The 19,557-nt window shown below is 61.7% G+C and carries 14 protein-coding genes, 2 tRNA genes and 2 pseudogenes; 5 read left to right on the plus strand and 13 right to left on the minus strand.

Going from position 1 to position 19,557, the window contains the following annotated elements; genetic code table 11:
• Entirely contained in the window at positions 1-1,092 is a 1,092-nt protein-coding gene (locus NLY44_RS29255) for an NAD(P)/FAD-dependent oxidoreductase (protein ID WP_023806606.1), read from the plus strand.
• 194 nt (positions 1,093-1,286) lie between these two features.
• On the opposite strand, the gene NLY44_RS29260 is transcribed toward NLY44_RS29255, so the two are convergent.
• Positions 1,287-1,505 carry a hypothetical protein gene (locus NLY44_RS29260; protein ID WP_023806607.1) on the minus strand — a complete coding sequence of 73 codons (219 nt, stop codon included), beginning with the start codon at positions 1,503-1,505 and terminating at the stop codon, positions 1,287-1,289.
• 1,320 nt (positions 1,506-2,825) lie between these two features.
• On the opposite strand from NLY44_RS29260, the pseudogene NLY44_RS29265 reads away from it, so the two are divergent.
• Positions 2,826-3,815 (plus strand): annotated as a pseudogene (locus NLY44_RS29265) (IS481 family transposase).
• A 727-nt stretch (positions 3,816-4,542) separates the two neighbouring features.
• Here the strand turns inward: NLY44_RS29265 and NLY44_RS29270 are convergent.
• From NLY44_RS29270 to NLY44_RS29325, 12 genes and pseudogenes are all read right to left on the minus strand, one after another.
• A pseudogene (locus NLY44_RS29270) lies at positions 4,543-5,743 on the minus strand (IS256 family transposase).
• An 84-nt stretch (positions 5,744-5,827) separates the two neighbouring features.
• Positions 5,828-7,063, minus strand: a complete 1,236-nt coding sequence (locus tag NLY44_RS29275; RefSeq protein ID WP_023806611.1) for a tyrosine-type recombinase/integrase — start codon at positions 7,061-7,063, stop codon at positions 5,828-5,830.
• A 212-nt stretch (positions 7,064-7,275) separates the two neighbouring features.
• Positions 7,276-7,351, minus strand: a tRNA-Phe gene (locus tag NLY44_RS29280).
• A gap of 213 nt (positions 7,352-7,564) precedes the next feature.
• Positions 7,565-7,756 (minus strand): DNA gyrase inhibitor YacG, encoded by a 192-nt coding sequence (gene yacG, locus NLY44_RS29285; protein WP_023669280.1) that lies wholly within the window; start codon positions 7,754-7,756, stop codon positions 7,565-7,567.
• On the minus strand, positions 7,753-8,379 hold the full coding sequence (locus tag NLY44_RS29290) for a Maf-like protein (protein WP_023806612.1): 627 nt from the start codon (positions 8,377-8,379) through the stop codon (positions 7,753-7,755). Before NLY44_RS29290 ends, yacG begins: the two co-directional genes overlap by 4 nt.
• Before the next feature lie 19 nt (positions 8,380-8,398).
• The gene (infA, locus tag NLY44_RS29295) at positions 8,399-8,617 is read right to left on the minus strand and encodes a translation initiation factor IF-1 (protein WP_006200926.1); all 219 of its coding nucleotides are present in this window, start codon (positions 8,615-8,617) and stop codon (positions 8,399-8,401) included.
• Between the two features lie 185 nt (positions 8,618-8,802).
• Positions 8,803-9,267 carry an arsenate-mycothiol transferase ArsC gene (locus tag NLY44_RS29300; RefSeq protein ID WP_081725519.1) on the minus strand — a complete coding sequence of 155 codons (465 nt, stop codon included), beginning with the start codon at positions 9,265-9,267 and terminating at the stop codon, positions 8,803-8,805.
• On the minus strand, positions 9,255-9,740 hold the full coding sequence (locus tag NLY44_RS29305) for a UPF0262 family protein (protein ID WP_023669283.1): 486 nt from the start codon (positions 9,738-9,740) through the stop codon (positions 9,255-9,257). Before NLY44_RS29305 ends, NLY44_RS29300 begins: the two co-directional genes overlap by 13 nt.
• Before the next feature lie 6 nt (positions 9,741-9,746).
• A complete protein-coding gene (hisD, locus tag NLY44_RS29310; protein WP_023669284.1) occupies positions 9,747-11,039 on the minus strand; it encodes a histidinol dehydrogenase in 1,293 nt (430 codons plus the stop codon).
• A 134-nt stretch (positions 11,040-11,173) separates the two neighbouring features.
• Positions 11,174-11,608 carry a DUF2948 family protein gene (locus tag NLY44_RS29315; protein WP_023692404.1) on the minus strand — a complete coding sequence of 145 codons (435 nt, stop codon included), beginning with the start codon at positions 11,606-11,608 and terminating at the stop codon, positions 11,174-11,176.
• Between the two features lie 167 nt (positions 11,609-11,775).
• Entirely contained in the window at positions 11,776-13,068 is a 1,293-nt protein-coding gene (gene murA / locus NLY44_RS29320) for a UDP-N-acetylglucosamine 1-carboxyvinyltransferase (protein ID WP_023753869.1), read from the minus strand.
• 134 nt (positions 13,069-13,202) lie between these two features.
• Entirely contained in the window at positions 13,203-13,397 is a 195-nt protein-coding gene (locus tag NLY44_RS29325; protein ID WP_023701829.1) for a hypothetical protein, read from the minus strand.
• Between the two features lie 150 nt (positions 13,398-13,547).
• On the opposite strand from NLY44_RS29325, the gene NLY44_RS29330 reads away from it, so the two are divergent.
• The 3 genes from NLY44_RS29330 to NLY44_RS29340 all read left to right on the plus strand — a co-directional run bounded on the left by NLY44_RS29330 (position 13,548) and on the right by NLY44_RS29340 (position 19,434).
• Positions 13,548-13,622: transfer RNA gene (locus tag NLY44_RS29330), tRNA-Thr, on the plus strand.
• 365 nt (positions 13,623-13,987) lie between these two features.
• The gene (locus tag NLY44_RS29335) at positions 13,988-17,857 is read left to right on the plus strand and encodes a caspase family protein (protein WP_084013073.1); all 3,870 of its coding nucleotides are present in this window, start codon (positions 13,988-13,990) and stop codon (positions 17,855-17,857) included.
• A gap of 182 nt (positions 17,858-18,039) precedes the next feature.
• Positions 18,040-19,434, plus strand: coding sequence for a multicopper oxidase family protein (locus NLY44_RS29340; protein ID WP_023707967.1), 1,395 nt, complete (start codon positions 18,040-18,042; stop codon positions 19,432-19,434).
• Positions 19,435-19,557: the final 123 nt, after the last annotated feature.

Genomic DNA, 19,557 nt, shown 5'->3' on the forward strand with positions numbered 1-19,557 from the left:
GTGGACGAGACTTCCGCAACTTACTTCGCAGCGGTGATCGGTGGCGGTCCCGCCGGCAGCGCCTGCGCCCTTCGGCTGGCGCGGCTCGGGTATCCGGTCGCGCTGATTGCCGATGAGCCGGGCGCTCGAGTCGGCGAAACCGGCGGACCCCGGCTGACCCGCACAATGGACCGATCCGGGATTTCGCTGCGGCGCGACATTGGTTGGCCGGTCGAGCGATTTCACTCGGTCTGGGGCAGCGCGGACGAAGCGGTGCGCGACGAAGTGTTCTGGCATGCGACGGGGGGCAGGTCGTTGCCGCGACCGGTGTTCGACCGACATTTGCAGGACGCCGCAGCCGAGGTGGGGGCGACGGTGTTTCGGAATGTCAGCGCCGCTGGGGTCATCTGCGAAGCAGACCGGTTTTGTATCCATCTACGCCACGTCGGACGATCAGCCACATGCGTGGCCGAGTTCATCATCGAAGCTTCTGGCCGCCGTACCCGCTCGGTCGTGCACCCCGACGCCAGCCGCTACTTTGTCGATGGACTGGTGTGTGCCTCAGTTCTGGTCGATCTCCCGGCCCGAATGACTGCGTCCGCTATCGTCGAGGCGGTGCCGACCGGATGGTTCTATGTAGTGCCGTTCGAGGGGCGCCACGTGCTCTGCTTCTTCACCGATGCAGATCTGCTGACTGCCCGGCCAGACGCCAGCTTTCTCCGGCAGATGCTCGCAAGCTCATCGCTCCTGGCGGGGCTTACACGAGTTGACGGCACTTCCGGCGTCGGCGTCCGAGATGCCCGCACTTCAATCCGCACTTTACTTTGGCGTGGGAAATGGATCGTTGCTGGGGACGCGGCCTGGACGCTCGACCCACTGTCCGGAGACGGCATCGAACGAGCCGTTGACTCGGGCACCGCGGCGGCGGACGCTATCGTCAAGGCATTCCAATCCAAGTCCTCACGTCCATTGCGCCAATATGCGGTAGCAAGCGCGGAAAAATTCCGCCGTCTCCTGGCGGCGCGCCACGACGTCTACGGGCGGGAAATGCGGTGGAGGCAAGCGCCGTTCTGGCGCTCACGCGCATTGGCGGTGTCGCTTGGTTCCTCGTAGATACTGGATTGCGACGTTTCAGGCAGGGTGAAGTTGTCCTTGAAATAAAGGTGCATTCGCCAGTCGACGCCTTCGAGCAGGGGTCCGACGGATTCATTCCTGCAAGTGCTTTTGTTCGGTCTGCCGCATCGCCGAGTGGGGTTCGCCCGAGTCGATAAACAAGGCCCCCGGTCTTCGGATGTTGACCCCAGGAGCTATTTAACCTGCTTTTGTCGGACAATGCGCTTCGGGCGGCGGCCGTGCTGGATGACAACGCCGTGTTTGCGCCACTTGGCCATGATCGCGCCGACCCCGGTGGTCCGAGTAAGATGCTGGCGGCTGGACCGAATCCACCAGCCTTTTTTGATGTTCTTTGGAAGACGGTAGGCGTTGTCACTCAGAAGGATTCCGAGGTGCCGCAGCGTCGTCTCCATTGTGGTCGCCGAGGTCCAAGATGAATCAGCACCTCCTACTGATTGGGTCGCCAAGCAAATGTCATTATTGTTCCAACGGTTTGGTCGAAGGCCGCCCTACGCCGATCTGAAGTCCACTCTTGATGTAACGGAGTCCAAGTCGACCGTTTGCTCGCGCCCCAACTGCCGAACCTCCGGCTCCATACCAGATGTTGGGTCCAAGCAAAGAGATCGTTTGCATTCTGGCCAATAGTTCGTGCTGGATCTAGCGGACGTCAGGACGCTATTTCCCAATTGCATTCGACCGCGGTAGTCAACAAGTACTGGAGGACCCACCATTGGCGCATAAGGAGGCCGTGTATGTAGCGAAGGCCGATGCGATTGGCCTTCTTCTCGATGAGTTAGAGGCCAACCCAGATCCGAGGGCGCACACCGTATTAGATCTGGTAAATCACTGCAGGAAGCAGCCGGCGATGCGACCGAGATAACGATCCTCGGCGGATACTATAGTCGAAGCTGGCTCATTGAACTGTTCAAGAGGCTTCCTCGCAGCCGTCGGCGCTATTGTCGGGTTAGGATCGCCGTGGGATCGGACGCGACGGTTACACTGCCTTTAGTTTGGGAGGACATGCGTGCCGTTAGGGCGCATCTTCTCAAGCTTGGATACCAAAACCCGCAGGTATGCGTCGTCGGCCGACGCCCCGTTCATTTTCATACAAAGCTCTTCCGATTTCTTAAAACGACGCAACCTTCCTGGTTCATCGGTTCCGCAAACCCTGGCAGCGACCGACACGAACTAATGATGACGCTCGTCGGACGCCACAAAGGATTGTCTCAATATGTCGAGGCGGTATTCGACGGGGCACTGTCGGTCACCGAAAGACCGCCTCAGCGGGAGCCCCCAGGATTTCTTTCTCGACGGCGTGCTCTGTCACAAGCCGCCCGCACAGCGGCTTTTCGTATTCGACGCCTATAGGCTATCTCCGGAGGATCGTAGCAAGATCAACGCGCGAATCGGCGAGGGCAGTGGCGTCGACCACGCGAAACCCTCAACGAGCGGGTTCGGGTGCGGACTTCTAAGCGCAATGGCATGGAGGTTGGCAGTTTTCTCGATGAGGATGAGACGGCCATCCGTACACGGATGCGCGACTACGGCTTAGATACTGTGTTCGGCCTCTGGTTGCCGCGTACCTACGCCGCTGAGGTGGAAACGTCGATCCGGGATCAACGGAGAAGTTTAGGAAACCGACTTTCGGTTATCGGTGCGAAACTGTCCGACCCTAGATGTTTGATCCCAGACTTTGATGGCGCATACTTTTCGTCCGAATCAAAGAATGCGCTATGGGCCAGGTTCTTCATGGGAGCGCCACGACGACAGAGGCGATCCGTCGAGCGATACAGCATAGTCAAGAGAGCCTGAGGGCGCTGGCGAAGCGCTACGGCATCAATCAGAAGACGGTTAGGAAGTGGAGGAACCGGACGTCGGCCGCCGATCTTCCGACTGGCCCCAGAGATCCGAAGTCGACAGTGCTATCGACTGAGGAAGAGGCGGTCATCGTCGCCTTTCGGCGTTATACGCTGCTGCCACTGGACGATTGCCTCTATGCTCTCCAACCGACGATCCCGCATCTGTCGCGGTCATCCTTGCATCGCTGCCTGCAGCGTCACGGGATAGGCAGGTTGCCGGATGTCGAGGGCGACAAGCCGGCAAGGAAGAAGTTCAAGGCCTATCCAATCGGCTACTTCCATATCGACGTCGCCGAGGTCCGAACCGAGCAGGGCAACTGCATATGTTCGTGGCCATAGATCGGACCTCGAAGTTCGCTTTCGTCGAGCTGCACGAGAAGGCAACGACAGCGGTCTCCGCCGATTTCCTGCGCCATCTTCTTGATGCTGTCCCTTACAAGATCCACACAGTGCTTACCGACAACGGCATTCAGTTCACGACCCCAGGTGCCGGCGGCTCGGCCGTTCCGCTGATCAAGGAGGCCATGGCGGCGGGAGAAATCATATGGGCGCACGCCTTCGAACATACTTGCGCCAAGGCCGATATCGACCACCGAACGACAAAGCCAAGGCACCCATGGACCAACGGCCAGGTCGAACGCATGAACCGCACGATCAAGGATGCGACCGTCAAACGCTTCTACTACGAGAGCCATGACCAACTGCGCCAGCATCTCGCCGATTTCGTCTTAGCCTATAATTTCGGCCGTCGACTGAAGACCCTCAAGGGCCCACGCCCTTTGAATACATCTGCAAATCTGGACAAAAGAGCCCGAACGATTAAGGCTCGATCCAACCCATCAAACCTTGGGACTAAACATCTAAGGTAAAGCAAAACGCGATGGAGGGATTCCAAAACTACGTTAGTTCCATGGACCGCTACCTCGGGGAACTCGACATCAAGCCGAAACCCATCAAGGACCGAGATGGATCATTCGCTCGCTTCCTTGCTGGCGAACACGCAACCTCACGAACGCCGGATATGTGGAGCGCCACTCGCGACTTGTGACCTTCGCCCCAATGTTCGACGCGTGGCTGGAGCCTCGAGTAGCCAATGAATTCGAAAGGTCCTTCTTCGAAGAACTCGCTTGGAGAGCTCAGGCTCTTCGCCGCGCGAAAATCGTAAGGACGCTTCTCGATGGCATCGATGTGGATGACGGATGGACAGAGGATGGAGATTTGCCCCGAGCCCTCTCAGCCAAGCTGAAAAGGTCGGGTTGGGAGGACGAGGAATGGGAGGCATGATTGCCCTTCGGACTACCTATCAGTTGCGCAGATCGGCCTGGTCTCTCGTCACATCCCACGCTGGGTTGGCCGGCCGCTTTCCTGCATTTCCAGGCAAATGGGACAGTCCCCTCCCGGCCCAAACCAATCATCCGACTTGGCGACGAGTTTCGGCGTTTTTCGACGGTCAGTATGATTTCCGGGGGTTGGAGATTTGTATCGGCCTTTGATGAACGGCCGCTGTTGGGTTCAAAGTGGATGGTCTCGTTATTGTATGGACAGCGGTTGTGTGCGTCAAGTTCTGCAAAATGGGCGATCATGAAACTGGTCATGCGGCTTGGCGTAGAGCGAGCTTCTTGTGCTCGCGCAGATCATCCATGTTGATATAGCGGTTGGCCTCCATCCAGTTTTCGTTGGTTTCGACGGCCAGCGCCCTGACCAGGCGCAGGCAGCTTTCGGCGTTCGGGAAGATGCGCACGACATAGGTGCGCCGGCGGATTTCCTCGTTGAGCCGTTCAAGCATGTTGGTGGACTTGAGGTGCTTGTGATGCTGACGCGGCAGCCGGAAGAAAGTCAGCGTCTGTTCTATGGCTTCTTCCGCCCAGGTGGTCAGCCGCGGGTAGCGGGCGGACCATTTGGACAGCCACGCGGCGAGATCGGCCTTGGCCTCGGCGAGATCGCGCCGGTCGTAGAGCCAGCGCAGTTCTTGCAGACAATCGTCGCCGTGCTTCCTGGGCAGGTGATCGAGCGCGTTCCTGAGGAAGTGGACGTAGCAGCGCTGCCATGCTGCTTCCGGGATCACCTCGCCGATCGCCGCGACCAGGTCGGCATGGTCGTCGGACACGGCCAGTTCGACGCCCTTGAGACCGCGTCGTTTCAAGCCGACGAGGAAGTCCTTCCAGGCCGAGCGGCTCTCGCGATTGGCCATCTCCACGGCCAGGATCTGCCGGCGCCCGTCCCAGTCGATGCCGACCGCGATCAGCACCGCCTGGCTCATCACGATGCCGGCTTCGCGCACTTTCTCGTAGCGGGCATCGAGAATGAGGTAGGGGAATGGCTCCTGAAGCGGTCGTTCGGCAAACGCCTTCAGGCTCTCGTCCAAGCGCTTGTTGATGGCCGAGATCGACGAAGCCGAGAACGCATGACCGCACAGCTCTTCCGTGATCGCCTTGACCTTGCGGGTCGACACGCCCTGCACATACATCTCCGCAAGCGTCGCAACCAAGGCCCGCTCGGAACGCTGGTAGCGCTCGAACAGCTCGGTGGAGAAGTGACCCGCCCGGTCCTGTGGAACCCGCAGCTCAAGCTTGCCCACCCGGGTGACCAGGGTGCGGCCGTAGTAACCCGAGCGATGCCCAAGGCGCTCAGGCGTGCGTTCGCCCTTCGAAGCACCCAGCGCCTCCTCCATCTCGGCCTCGAGAACCTCCTGCATTACCTACCGCACGGATCACTTCGTGCAGCCCCTCCGGGTTCGAAAGCAGAATGTCTTTGACGGCAGCGCTGGTCGATTTACCTTCTGTCTTGGTCATGGTGGCGTTCCTTCCAGGGAATCGGTGACGTTGAACATCACCAGCCTGCCATGACCGCCCTCTCTCAGCGAATTTGCAGAACTCTCAGCACGCTACCTGGACAGCAGGCTTGCGGCGTCCCTCGGTTGAGTTCACCCGCGGGTTTTTGCTCTTGAGTTCATCCAGATAATCGGCCCACCACTGCATCATGTTGATGCGCTCCTCCCAGTGCTCTGCCCGGGCATAGGCGCGCCGAACGTCGTTGTTCTCAATGTGGGCCAGCTGCCGCTCTATCGCGTCCGGATGCCACTCGCCGCATTCGTTCAGCAAAGTTGATGCCGTTGCTCGAAAGCCGTGCGCGGTAGCTTCTTCCTTGCCGTAACCCATACGACGCAGTGCGGCGTTTAGCGTATTGTCGGAAATCGGACGCGAAGCCGATCGAACACTAGGAAACAGCAGCGATCCACCACCAGAAATTTCCCTGAGTGAAGTCAGGACGCTGATCGCCTGCTTTGATAGGGGTATGCGGTGCGGCCGTCGCATTTTCATGCGTGCTTCAGGGATGGTCCACACCGAGCTTTCAAAATCGAACTCTTCCCATTCAGCGACGCGAAGCTCCCCGGGGCGGGGAAACAGCAGCGCAATCAGCATCAGGCCGGCCCGGGTTGTAGGCTGTCCTTCAAATGCATCGATCGCCCTCAACAAACCGCCCAAGGCCTTCGGATCGGTAATCGCGGCGCGAGACGTTACCGTCGGACTGATGAGTGCGCCTCTGAGGGCGAAGGTCGGATCTGTCTCGGCGCGTGCGGTCGCGATTGCGTATCGAAACACGCTGCCGATCGTGGAGCGCAGTCGCCTGGCCGACTCGTATCGACCGCGAACCTCCACGCGGCGGAGGGCAGTAAGGATGGTGGCCGGGTCGATCTCCCGAATGCATTTGTCGCCAATTATCGGATAGGCAAAGTCGAGCAGCCATTTGACCTTGCTGATCGTCCGGTCGGCACGTCCCTCCTTCTTTAGTTTGTCAACATATTCGTCCGCGATTGAGCGAAAGGAGTCCTTTGCCGAATCGGCCTTCCGCAAGCTGCGTTCCTTTCCAGGGTCGACGCCAGCTAGCAGAAGCCTTTTAGCGTCATCGCGCGCCTCCCGTGCCTCGGCGAGAGAGATAAGGGGATAGCTGCCCAGCGCGAGCAGTTTCTGCTTGCCGTCAAAGCGGTAGGCGAGCCGCCAGAGGCGAGAGCCCGTGGGCTGTACCCATAGCTGCAGCCCGCCCCCATCAGATAATTTCACGAGCTTGGAAGCAGGGCGGGCATTTCGACATTTCACGTCGGAGAGGGGCATTCGTCAGGTCTCCCTTGGCTGTTTCGATACCATCAGGATGTCGAATACCAACGGAAATACCATCCCCCCGCCTCGTTGGACCAAATGCTCCTGAAGCGCTCCGTGTCCCGCTTAACCGCGCAATGCGACTGCATAAGACCAACAATTCCAAGCGGTTGCAAAAGCTGCAGCGTAGAAGGTTCGGTGAAAAGGAGTGCCGGGAGAAGGGGGGATGGTGCCCAGAGGCGGATTCGAACCACCGACACGCGGATTTTCAGTCCGCTGCTCTACCAACTGAGCTATCTGGGCCTCGCCGGCAAACGAGACATCGCCTGACCGGATTTCAGGAAAGCGCCGTGGGGCACCCCTTGAAAGCGCGTGGGTTATAGCACGGGAATCCGGCCTGTCCAGCGCCTAAGCGCTGATTTCCGGGGCAATTGTCGCAGACAATACCGACGCCGGCAAAGCAGCAATTGCGTAAGGTCGGCGAAGTGGAATTGCGCGGCCGGCACCGCCCAAACCCTACTTCGGCTCGTCGCTCTCGTCCTCGTCATCCCGCGCGGTGATGACATAGGCGCCCTTCAGCCAGCGGTTGAGGTCGATGTCCTTGCAGCGCTTCGAGCAGAACGGATAGGTCTCGCGCGCCGACGGCTTGCCGCATTCGGGGCAGGGGCGCTTCGGGCGCAGTGGTGTGACCTTATCGTCCAGGCTCATGGCCGCGCGGTATGCCAGCTGGTGTGGACCTTGAAGCCTTCGCCCGAAAGCAGCGCCACCGTCTCGTAGAGCGGCAGGCCGACAATGTTGGTGTAGGAGCCGACCAGCTTGACGACGAACGAACCGGCGAGACCCTGGACGGCATAGCCGCCGGCCTTGCCGCGCCATTCGCCGGAGGCGACATAGGCGTCGATCTCCTCGCGCGGCAGCCGCTTGAAGCGTACCCTGGATTCAACCAGCCTTTGGCGCAGCTTGCCGCCCGGCGTAATCAGGCAGATGCCGGAATAGACCCGGTGCGAACGGCCGGACAAGAGGCCGAGGCAATTGGCGGCGTCATCCAGCGTCTCGGTCTTGGGCAGGATGCGGCGTCCGACCGCGACCACCGTATCGGCGGCCAGCACGAAGCTTGGCGCATAATCTTCCTCGCTTTTCAGCGACGCCAGCGCCTTCTCCGCCTTTTCCTTCGACAGCCGCTTGGCCAGCGAGCGCGGATGTTCGGCGCGCAGCGGCGTTTCGTCGACATCGGCCGGCAGCACGCGGTCCGGCTCGATGCCGGCCTGTTGCAACAGTTCGATCCGGCGCGGCGAACCAGAGGCAAGCACGAGCTTCTGCAGGATGCTCATCGCGGTTCGCGCCGGACTGTTACTTGAAACGGTAGGTGATGCGGCCCTTGGTCAGGTCATAGGGCGTCATCTCGACCAGGACCTTGTCGCCGGTCAGCACACGGATGCGGTTCTTGCGCATGCGGCCAGCCGTATGGGCGATGATCTCGTGTTCGTTTTCGAGCTTCACCCGGAACATCGCGTTGGGCAACAATTCCGTCACGACACCCGGAAACTCGAGGACTTCTTCCTTCGGCATTCGATACCTTTGCTTGGATTGCAGTTCCTGCGCCCTGGAGCGCCCAGGCCGGAATTTCGGCGGAACCTATATGATAATCGTGCGCTTGTGAACACGCTTAGATCGCGTCATATGCGACGCGCTCCAAGCTTTCGTTTTATGCATGTCGTTGTCTCAAAACCGGGACCGCTTTTGAGCGACATGCATCAATCCGCCGCGTTTTTTACCTCCGGAAGCAGAAAACGTCGGCTGATGCGCGCTTTCAGCCGTTCTCTCACGTCGCGATAGCTGGCCATGATCTGCTCGCGCCTGCCGCCGACATCGGTCGGATCCGGCATCGGCCAGTATTCGACGTCGACGGCAAGCGAGCGGGTGAGTTCGAGCGCGGCGTGGTGGGCTTCCGGCGCCAGGGTGACGATCAGGTCGAAATAATCGTCCTCGAGATCGTCCATCGAGCGCGGCTGGCGCTCGCCCAGCGTCAGGCCCTCTTCGGCCAGCACCGCGTCGACGAACGGATCGCGCTCGCCCCTGTGCACGCCGGCAGAGGCGACGAAAGTGGCCGGCGGCAGCATGCGCCGCGCCAGCTGCTCGGCCATCGGCGAGCGCACGGCGTTCATGCCGCACAAAAACAGTATCGAGCGGGGCGCCCCAGTCAGGTCTAACCCCGCCAGTGCAGCACGCAGACCAGCGTGAACAGCCGCCGCGCCGTGTCGAAGTCGATGTCGATCTTGCCGGCCAGCCGGTCCATCAACGTCTGCGAGCCTTCATTGTGCAGCCCGCGCCGGCCCATGTCGATCGCCTCGATATGGCTCGGTGTCGAGGAGCGGATGGCGTCGTAGTAGCTTTCGCAGATCAGGTAGTAGTCCTTGACGATGCGCCTGAGCGGCGTCAGCGACAGGATATGGGTGACGACATCAGCACCATCCTCGCGGGCGACCGCAAACACCAGCCGGGATTCGGCCAGCGAGAGCTTCAGCCGATAAGGCCCGGCGCCGTCATCATTGACCGGCTGAAAGCTGTTTTCTTCGATCAGGTCGAAGATCGCCACCGCGCGCTCATGTTCGACATCGGGCGTCGAACGGCCGATCGACTCGTCGAGCTCGACATCGATCAGCCTTGCGCGGGTTTGATCGCCGTCCGCCATCGCCGCCTACATGTTCAGCCGGATGGCGACGGAGCGGCCATGCGCGTCGAGGCCTTCCGCCTTGGCCAGCGCAATCGCCGCCGGCGCAAGTGCTCTCAGCTGCTCCGGCCCGAGCTTCAGGATCGAGGTGCGCTTGACGAAATCGAGCACCGACAGGCCCGAAGAGAAGCGCGCCGAACGCGCCGTCGGCAGCACGTGGTTGGAGCCGCCGACATAGTCGCCGATGACTTCGGGCGTATGGCGTCCCAGAAACACAGCACCCGCATTGCGCATCCTGGCCAGGAAGCCCTCGGCATCGTCGATGGCGAGTTCCACATGTTCGGCGGCGATGCGGTCGACCAGCGGCAGCGCGGCTTCGATGGTCTCCACCAGGATCACCGCGCCGAAATCGCGCCAGCTGGCAGCCGCCGTCTCGGCGCGCGGCAGGCTCAGCAATTGGCGCTCGACCGCCTGTTCGACTGCTTTTCCGAACGCAGGATCGTTGGTGATCAGGATCGATTGCGCCGACACGTCGTGCTCGGCCTGCGCCAGAAGATCGGCGGCGATCCAGTCGGGATCGTTGCTGCCGTCGGCCACCACCAGCACTTCAGACGGTCCGGCGATCATGTCGATGCCGACCGTGCCGAAGACCTGGCGCTTGGCGGCGGCGACATAGGCATTGCCGGGCCCGACGATCTTGGCGACCGGCCGGATCGTTTCGGTGCCATAGGCAAGGGCGGCAATCGCCTGCGCGCCGCCGACGCGGTAAATCTCCGAAACGCCTGATATATCGGCGGCCACCAGCACCAGCGGATTGATGATGCCGCCCGGCGCCGGCACGACGATGACGATGCGCTCGACGCCCGCCACCCTGGCCGGCACGGCGTTCATCAGCACCGAGCTTGGATAGCTTGCCGTGCCGCCCGGCACATAGAGCCCGACCGCCTCGATCGCCGTCCAGCGCGAACCCAACTCGACCCCGGCGGCATCGGTATAGCGATCGTCCTTGGGCATTTGTCGCTCGTGATGGGATCGGATGCGGTCGCGGGCAAATTTGAGCGCTTCGACCGTCTGCGGATCGGCGTCTTTGTAGGCCTGCGCGATGTCGTCCTTCGACACGGCGATGCCGAGGCTATTGAGGTCGGCCTTGTCGAATTTCAGCGTGTAGTCGACCAGGGCAGCGTCGCCCTCGGCACGAACCCGCGCAATGATGGCGCGCACGGCAGTGTCGACGTCCTCCGATACTTCCCGCTTGGTGGTCAGGAAGGCGGCGAAACGCTGCGCGAAACCGGCATCGGATTGGATAAGCGTAATGGCCATCGGCTGCGTCTAGATCATGGTGAGATTTGCTTGAAATCTCATCATGATCTAGCCCTTTGTTGGAGCATGATCTCTGGACAAACGATTCCCGTTTTGTCCAACAAAAACCGGCACCCACTTTTTGGGATCATGCTCTAGACCCTGTGCACCGGACGCGAGGTGGCTTCCCAGGCGCCGCCTATGTCGGCAAGCCGTGCCTCGATGCATTCGACGTCGAGCATGATCGCGCCGCCGCCGGAAAAGACCAACTCGACGATGCCGGCCGGCTTGCTGATTTCGATAAAGCTGATTGCCAGCAGCGACAGCACCTCGGCCGGCCGATCGCGGGCAATGCCGCTGGTCTTGGCGCCGAGCACGCGGTCGAAATGCAACACCGCCTGGCGCCGCTCATTGTGCTGGCTGAACAGCCCGGACTTCGCCTCCCAGACGAAGCGGTTCATGGTCAATATGAAACGCTTGGCCGAAGGCAGGTATTCGAGATCCGAGACCTTCATCACGGCGTCCTGGACGTGAGCCGAGACGATGCTCAGATCCTGATCGTCGAGCGCAATGAGTTTGAGGGCTGCCATGCCGAATGCACACCTGAAAGTTGGTTTCAGCCTTCTGTTAGGCGGTCTTTCCGGTCCGTGCAACCGCGACACAAACTCAACCCGAGGCTAGCGCCTCGGGTTTGAAGTGTTGGTAGCGAATGAAGGCAGCACCAGACGCCTGTCTGTCTGAAGCAACTGCCGTGCGGTCAAGCCGAAATCCGCTCGATCACCGCGCCGCAATTGGACAGCTTTTCTTCCAGCCGCTCAAAACCGCGGTCGAGGTGGTAGACGCGGTTGACCGTCGTTTCGCCTTCGGCCGCCAGACCGGCGATGACCAGCGACACCGAGGCGCGCAGATCGGTCGCCATCACGGGCGCGCCCTTCAGCTTGGAGACGCCGTCGACGATCGCCGTTTGGCCGGACAGCGTGATGTGGGCGCCGAGCCGGGCCAGTTCCTGCACATGCATGAAGCGGTTTTCAAAGATGGTCTCGGTGATGCGCGACTTGCCCTTGGCCATGGTCATCAGGCCCATGAACTGCGCCTGCAGATCGGTCGGGAAGGCCGGGAACGGCGCCGTCGTTACGTCGACCGGCGAAATGCCGGCGCCGTTGCGCCGGACGCGAATGCCGGAATTGGTCGGCGTGATCTCGGTACCGGTCTGGGCAATCACGTCCAACGCGGTCTGCAGCAGCTCGGGGCGGGCGCCTTCGAGCACGACATCGCCGCCGGTCATGGCCACAGCCATGGCATAGGTGCCCGTCTCGATGCGGTCGGGGATGACGCGCACGCGCGCGCCCGACAGCGAGTCGACGCCGTCGACGGTGATGGTTGGAGTGCCGGCGCCGGAAATTTTTGCGCCCATGGCGTTGAGGCATTCGGCGAGGTTGACGATCTCGGGCTCGCAGGCGGCGTTTTCGAGTACCGTCTCACCCTTGGCCAGCGCCGCCGCCATCATCAGCACATGGGTGGCGCCGACGGAGACTTTCGGGAACACATAGCGATTGCCGACAAGGCGGCCGTTCCTGGTCTTGGCCAGCACATAACCAGTGTCGACATCAATGTCGGCGCCCAGCGCCTGCAAGCCCTCGAGGAACAGGTCGACCGGGCGCGTGCCGATGGCGCAACCGCCCGGCAGCGACACTTTGGCCTCGCCCATGCGGGCCAGCAGCGGGCCGATCACCCAGAACGACGCCCGCATCTTCGACACCAGCTCGTAGGGCGCGGTCGTGTCGACGATGTTTCGGGCCGAGAAGTTGATGGTGCGCGAATACCCCTCATTCTGCTTCTCGCGGCGGCCGTTGACCGAATAGTCGACGCCGTGATTGCCAAGAATGCGGATCAGCTGCTCTACATCGGCCAGATGCGGCACGTTTTCCAGCGTCAGCGTGTCGTCGGTGAGCAGCGACGCGATCATCAGCGGCAAAGCGGCATTTTTCGCGCCCGAAATCGGAATGCTTCCGGCGAGCTTGTTGCCGCCGACAATTCTGATGCGATCCATGAGAGAATGTCCCCTCGGCCCGAAAGGCCGGTTTTCGTCAGTTTGCGTATCGGCCCGTCTAGACCATTGGCCGGCTTGGTTCAAGATTCCTGAGCCCGTTGGCCAAGTTGGCCGGCCAGTGTGGCCGATATCGGTCAGTCCTTGTGCATTTTTTCAGCAGCCGCCAGGCCTTCCGGGCGCTGGTCAGCGTCACCGGTGCGCCGCGAACGCGCTTGCGTCTTGCGCTTCATGAGATTGGCGCGCAACTGCTCGGCCAGCCGATCCTTGCGGGTGGTCCCGCCCTTTTTTGCCGGATCAGCCTTTTTCGGTGGAATTGTCTTCTCGTCCATCGTTCCGTCCCGCCCGCAACTGGCAGGGCCTGCTGTTCAAGGGATAGCTAGCATTGTGGCGCCGCCATGTCAGCGAAACTTGTCTGGCAAAGCCTTTCACAGACGCCTTGCGCTTGCCGGTTCTATATGGCAGAAGCCCCGCCATCAGCGGCTGCGGTAGCTCAGTGGTAGAGCACTCCCTTGGTAAGGGAGAGGTCGAGAGTTCAATCCTCTCTCGCAGCACCAGTTCATTCCTTTGATTTTAAAAAGATGCAGTCGCGAAGTCGGGGTCTCGTTGCGGACCAAAAAAGCCGGCTGACGTAAAAGTGCCAATCCCGCGCATCCAGCCGTGGCCCCCTCGCCCGGAAACATTGAGAGAAAGAGGCTCTACGGGGCCGGACGACTGCTCAACAAGTCCGGACCTGTCAACTCATGAACAGGCCGGACTGGCCGTATCCGGCATGCTGAACACTACCGCTCGCACGCTGAAAGCCAGCCGCCTCGTACGCATATCCACGACAAGAACACAGCTCGCCCAAGGACTTGCCATCGGCCGGCCATCATGATGCCATCTCGCCTGCGGAAGATAGCGTTGGGTTTTGGGGTAGAGAATGCTCTTTGGGCGAACGGCAGGTGCGACAGGGCGCATGTGCGCGGCACTTGCCGCGGCACTGGTGTGCCTATGCGCGTTTGGCCCCGCTTTGGCTGAAGAGCCGAAGGCGCTGAAAGGCGTCGCGCTCATCATCGGTCAGTCCGACTACCAGCATGTCGGCAAACTGCCCAATCCGGAAAACGACGCCCGCGCCATCGAGGAGATGTTCGACAAGCTCGGCTTCGAGACAAATGTCGCCACCAATCGCGACGCACGCAAATTGCGGCGCGATCTCGAAGGCTTCGTCGACGATGCCGAGGGCGCCGATGTCGCCATCATCTACTATTCCGGCCACGGCATCGAAGCCGGCGGCGAGAATTATCTGGTCCCTGTCGATGCCGATATTTCGGCACTCGACAATGCCGGCGAAAAGTTGGTGCCGCTGTCGTCCATCGTCGCCGAACTGAAGGCCAAGGTGCCGGTCACCATCGTTCTGCTGGACGCCTGCCGCAACGATCCGTTCCCGCCGGGCACGCTCTTGAAGCTGGCGCAGGGCGACGAAGGCAAGCCGATCGGCGCCGGCGGTCTCGGCGAAACGCGCGGCGTGGTTTCCCTGAAAGGCGGCGCCGAGGCCAAGGGCTCGGTCGACGACAGCCTCGGCCAGGTCATCGCCTTTGCCGCCGAGCCCGGCAAGGTTGCGCTGGACGGTCCGGCCGATGGCAACAGCCCCTATGCGGCAGCGATCCTGCGCCACATCGACACGGTGGGCGGCGAGGAATTCGGCACCGTTCTGCGCATGATCGGCGAGGAGGTCTATCTCAAGACCAACGGCCAGCAGCGGCCCTGGGTCAATGAGAGCCTGCGCCGGCTGCTCTATTTCGGCACCCCCGCCGAGGCGCCGAAAGGTGATGAGGGCGAAATCCTCAGGGAGCGACGCCAGCTCCTGCTGACCATCTCGACGCTACCCGATCCGGAGCGCCGCCAGATCGAAACCATATCGCGTGACGGCAAGGTGCCGATGGATGGGCTCTACGCCATGCTGAAGGCGCTCGGGGTCGACATACCCAAGGATCCGGCTGAGCTCGACAAGCTGCTGCGTGGCCAGACCGAACGGCTGAAACACGTGTTGGCTGAACGCGAGACTTTGAAAAACCCGGACCCCGAAATTGCCAGGCTATCGAAACTCGCCGAACAGGCGGTTCAGGAAGGCGCGCTTGAAGCGGCGCAGAAATTCAACGAACAGGCCAAGGCCCGCATCGGCGAACTTTCGTCTACGGTCGACCAGGCCGAGGCCGAGCTGAAGGCAAAGCGGCTGGAATTCGCAAAGGTCTTCGCCAGCAGTGCCAGGACTTATGAAATCTCCTTCAACTTCAAGGAGGCGGCGCAAGATTACGCCAAGGCCTTCGAGCAGGCTGCCAAATGGAGCGACGAAGACGCGTTCTACTACAAGGCGGCAGAGGCCAACGCTCTGTCGGAACAAGGGGACTTCTCCGGCGACAATGCGTATCTCGCCCAGGCCCTGACAGCCTATGAACAGGCATTGACCTATGTCACCCGCGAAAAGTTGCCGCTGCTTTGGGCGGCCACCCAGAACAATATGGGCGCCACGCTTGCTACGTTGGGCGAACGGGAAGCCGGCCGCGAAAACCTCGACAAGGCAGCTGCCGCCTATGAGCAGGCGCTGACCGTCTATACGCATGACGCCTACCCCGACGACTGGGCATCGACCTATGGCAATCTGGGCACGGTCTACTGGCGGCTCGGCCAGCGCGAGAACGGGACGGCGCTTCTGGAGCGGGCTGTCGCGGCCTTCCGCTCGGCGCTCGAGGTGCAGTCGTTGAAGAAACTGCCGCTGGAATGGGCGGCGACGCAGAACAATCTCGGCATCGTGCTGTCCGAAATCGGCGACCGCCAGACCACATCGGACAGTTTCCGCGCGGCGATCGAGGCGCATCGTGCGGCATTGACGGAATACAGCAGGGAGCGCGTACCGCTCGACTGGGCGCTGAGCCAGGTCAATCTGGGGGCAGCGCTCTATCGCCTTGGTGAGCGCGAAAAGGATATCGCGACCATGCAGCAGGCGGTTGCTGCCTATCAGGCGGCGACCGGCGAAATGACCAGGGAACGCGCGCCGGCGCAATGGGCGACAATCCAGAATAATCTGAGCACGGCGCTGGAATCGATCGGAACCATTAACGGCGATGTCGCCACGCTTGAGCAGGCGCGCGACGCCGCCCTGGCATCGCTTACGGTTTGGACGCGCGAGCACGCCGCGGCGAGCTGGGCGAACGGCCAGCTGACGCTGGGCAACGCCTTGCAGCGCCTCGGCGCCAAGCAGAAGAACAAGGAACTGCTGCTGCAGGCAGCCACCGCGTACCAGGCCGCTCTGTCCGAATATCCGCGTGAGAAACTGCCGCTTGACTGGGCTTCGCTGCAGCAGAATCTGGGATCGGTCAACGACACGCTCGGCGATCTCGATACGGGAACCGATTACTACATTCAGGCGGTGACCGCGTATCGTCAGGCATGGGAGGTCTATACCGCAACCGCCGCGCCGGGCGAGTTCGCTTCGATTGGTTACAGCCTTGCAGGCACGCTATCGAACTGGGGCGAACGCGCGGGGGACATCTCGACCCTGCGGCAGGCGATCGATGTCTACGGTCAGGTGCTCAGGGTTCGCACCCGCGACAAGGACCCAGCCAATTGGGCCAAGACGGAATTCCGCCTCGGCTGCGCGTTGATGATGTCAGGCAAGCTGGCCTCTGACGATCAACTGCTGCAGCAATCGGTCGACGCGCTGCGGGCGGCGCTCGACGGGCAGACGAAAGGCGGTGATGTCACGGAGATCGGCCAGACGCGGCGCGTGCTCGGCCAGACCCTGTCGATCCTGGGCGACGATACATCCAACCTGGACTTGCTGGCGCAAGCAGCCGACATGCTGGAAGCCGCGCTCCCCGCCTACTCCAAGGACGCCGACCCGGAGGAGTGGGCCAATATCAATTACGACCTCGGCTTTGCCGTCTACAGCCAGGGCCGGATTGGTGGCGACGCCACGTTCTACGCCAAGGCCGTGCAGAGCTTCGAGACGGCAGCGCGGATCTACGACGGTTTTCCCAACCGCATGCAATGGGCGCGCACCAAGGGCGATATCGGCAATGCCTTGCTGATGGCCGCGGACGGCAAGGACGTCGAGTTGCTCACCCGCGCGATTGCCGCCTATGACGCAGCGCTCAGCGTGGTAACGCGCGAGAATGCGCTGGCTGTCTGGGAGAACAATCAGAACAATCTCGCCGGCGGGCTGTCGAGTCTTGGTTACTGGGCGAACGATGTCGGCAAGCTGAAACGAGCCGCTCAGATCTACCGCGACCTCGCCACGGTGCGAACGATCGCCCGCGATCCCGATCTCTGGATCACCAACCAGACCAGTCTCGCGCAGACGCTGAGCATGATCGCGGCCCGCGAGCCTTCGGCTGAATTGTACGAGGAGGCGATTGTCGTCAACCGGGCGCTTGCCGAGCAGCTCGGTCGCGACCGCGATCCCGAACGTTGGGCCAATGCGCGCAACGAGATGGGCTATGCCTTGACCATGGCCGGCCGCGCCGAAAACAATGTCGCGCATTTCGAGGAGGCGGTGTTGGTCCTGCGCGAGGCGATCGTGGTGCAAAAGAAGATCAATTCGGTGCCGGCTGTCGCCTTCACGCAGGACAGCCTGTGCGACGTGCTGGCCGATCTGGGCGCCGCCCACAAGGACAAGGCGATGGCACAGGAAGCGATCGCCGCATGCCAGGACGCGCTCGTTGTCTTCCGCGAGCGTAAGATGGACGATCTCGCCGCCGGTTCCGAAAAGAACCTCGCCGAGGCACAGGCGTTGCTGGCCGAGTTGCATTAATCCGAGCCCGCGCTCCCGGATGCGGGCGAATGGTGGGCACGCCAGCGTTCACGCTGTTGCGCAAGCAAACGTCATCGGCTCGCCATGGCGTGACAGAGATGCGATGTGGCAGTATCGGCTTGTGCGCCTTTCGCCGCCCGTCATTCAGGGCGGCAGGTAATCATATTCCGTTGGAGCGCCAGATGACCTCACTCACCCGCCGCAGGGTTTTGAAAACAGCCGCGCTTGCCGGCGTTGGCGGGGTTGGCCTTGCAGCGATGGCCAGGCTCAGTGGCTGGGCCGCAGCCGCGCCCGAGCCGGTGGTTCTCAAGACGGCAAAGATCCAGGCCAGGTTCATGGATATCGGCCAGACCCGCGATGTGCTGACTTATGGAGAGGCCGGAATGCCGCCGGTGCTCAGGATGAAAAAGGGCGAGCCTTTCGCCGCCCGCCTCGTCAACGGCATCGACGATCCGACGACGATCCACTGGCACGGCATTCGCGTTCCAAACAAGATGGACGGCGTCCCCTTCCTGGTTCAGCCCTACGTCTACACCGGCGATCATTTCGACTACGCCTTCACGCCGCCCGACGCCGGCACGTTCTGGTATCACCCGCATTGCAACACGCTGGAGCAGATGGGCCATGGCCTCACCGGCGTGATCGTGGTCGAAAACCCCAACGATCCCAAATTCGACGCCGAGGCAATCGTCAATCTGCGCGACTGGCGCCTCGGCGACGACGCGCAGTTCATCCAGCAATTCCGGCCGCGCGATGCCGCAAAAACCGGAACCTATGGCACGGTGCGCACCGCCAACTGGCTCGACCAGCCGCAATTCGACGCGCCGGCCGGCGGGTTGATGCGGCTGCGGGTCGCCATCACCGATGTCACCCGCATCTACGCCTTTCGCGTCGAGGGTGGGGAGGCCGCGGTCATCGCGCTGGACGGCAATCCGGTGCCGCAGCGTTTTGCGCCCGATGCTTTGCTGCTCGGACCGGGGCAGCGCATGGAGCTCGCCATCCGCATGCCTGACCAGGAGGGCGCGATCGTAAGCCTGGGCGACATCAGAGGCACCAAACCCAAGGTCCTCGCCACCTTGCGCGCCACCGGCAGCTCGCTCAAGCGCGATTTGCGAGACCTCGCACCGCTGGAAGCGAACCCGGTGCCGGAGGTGGATCTCGCCAGCGCGAAACACATCGCGCTCTCGCTCAGCGCCACGGCGGAAAACGTGCCGAGCGACAGCATATGCGGCACGCTAGGCTACTCCTTCTGGGCCATCAACAAGGTACCGTGGCCGGGCGACACGCCGGACCCGACCGCGCCTTTGGCCGAGCTGAAGCTCGGCAAAAATTATGTCATCGACATGGAGAATTTGACGCCGCAAGCGCATCCGATGCATCTGCACGGCATGAGCTTCAAGGTGCTGTCGTCGTCGACACGCCAGGTTCAGCCGGTCATCTCCGACACCTATCTCATGCAGCCCAACGAGAAGGTTCAGCTCGGTTTCGTCGCCGACAATCCCGGCGACTGGCTGCTGCACTGCCACATCATCGAACATCAGAAAACCGGCATGACGAGCTATATCAGGGTGGTTTGACGCCGAGGCGGGTCAATCAGCCTCTACCGGGGTTGGCCTCACCGGCCGGGCCTGTTGCCGGAGAAATTGCCGGTGTTCGCCGGTTTCGTTGGCAAAGCGGCGCCGTTCCCTGCTATTCCCGCC

Source organism: Mesorhizobium sp. C089B (assembly GCF_030323125.1).
In the GTDB taxonomy this organism is placed as follows: domain Bacteria; phylum Pseudomonadota; class Alphaproteobacteria; order Rhizobiales; family Rhizobiaceae; genus Mesorhizobium.

Excerpts from the sequence above, each read along its gene's own strand:
- hisD (WP_023669284.1), bottom strand. The coding sequence starts at position 11,039 with ATGGCCATTACGCTTATCCAATCCGATGCCGGTTTCGCGCAGCGTTTC.
- murA (WP_023753869.1), bottom strand. The coding sequence starts at position 13,068 with ATGGATCGCATCAGAATTGTCGGCGGCAACAAGCTCGCCGGAAGCATT.
- yacG (WP_023669280.1), bottom strand. The coding sequence starts at position 7,756 with ATGAGCCTGGACGATAAGGTCACACCACTGCGCCCGAAGCGCCCCTGC.
- NLY44_RS29315 (WP_023692404.1), bottom strand. The coding sequence starts at position 11,608 with ATGGCAGCCCTCAAACTCATTGCGCTCGACGATCAGGATCTGAGCATC.
- infA (WP_006200926.1), bottom strand. The coding sequence starts at position 8,617 with ATGCCGAAGGAAGAAGTCCTCGAGTTTCCGGGTGTCGTGACGGAATTG.
- NLY44_RS29260 (WP_023806607.1), bottom strand. The coding sequence starts at position 1,505 with ATGGAGACGACGCTGCGGCACCTCGGAATCCTTCTGAGTGACAACGCC.
- NLY44_RS29290 (WP_023806612.1), bottom strand. The coding sequence starts at position 8,379 with ATGAGCATCCTGCAGAAGCTCGTGCTTGCCTCTGGTTCGCCGCGCCGG.
- NLY44_RS29340 (WP_023707967.1), top strand. The coding sequence starts at position 18,040 with ATGACCTCACTCACCCGCCGCAGGGTTTTGAAAACAGCCGCGCTTGCC.
- NLY44_RS29325 (WP_023701829.1), bottom strand. The coding sequence starts at position 13,397 with ATGGACGAGAAGACAATTCCACCGAAAAAGGCTGATCCGGCAAAAAAG.
- NLY44_RS29335 (WP_084013073.1), top strand. The coding sequence starts at position 13,988 with ATGCTCTTTGGGCGAACGGCAGGTGCGACAGGGCGCATGTGCGCGGCA.
- NLY44_RS29275 (WP_023806611.1), bottom strand. The coding sequence starts at position 7,063 with ATGCCCCTCTCCGACGTGAAATGTCGAAATGCCCGCCCTGCTTCCAAG.
- NLY44_RS29305 (WP_023669283.1), bottom strand. The coding sequence starts at position 9,740 with ATGGCGGACGGCGATCAAACCCGCGCAAGGCTGATCGATGTCGAGCTC.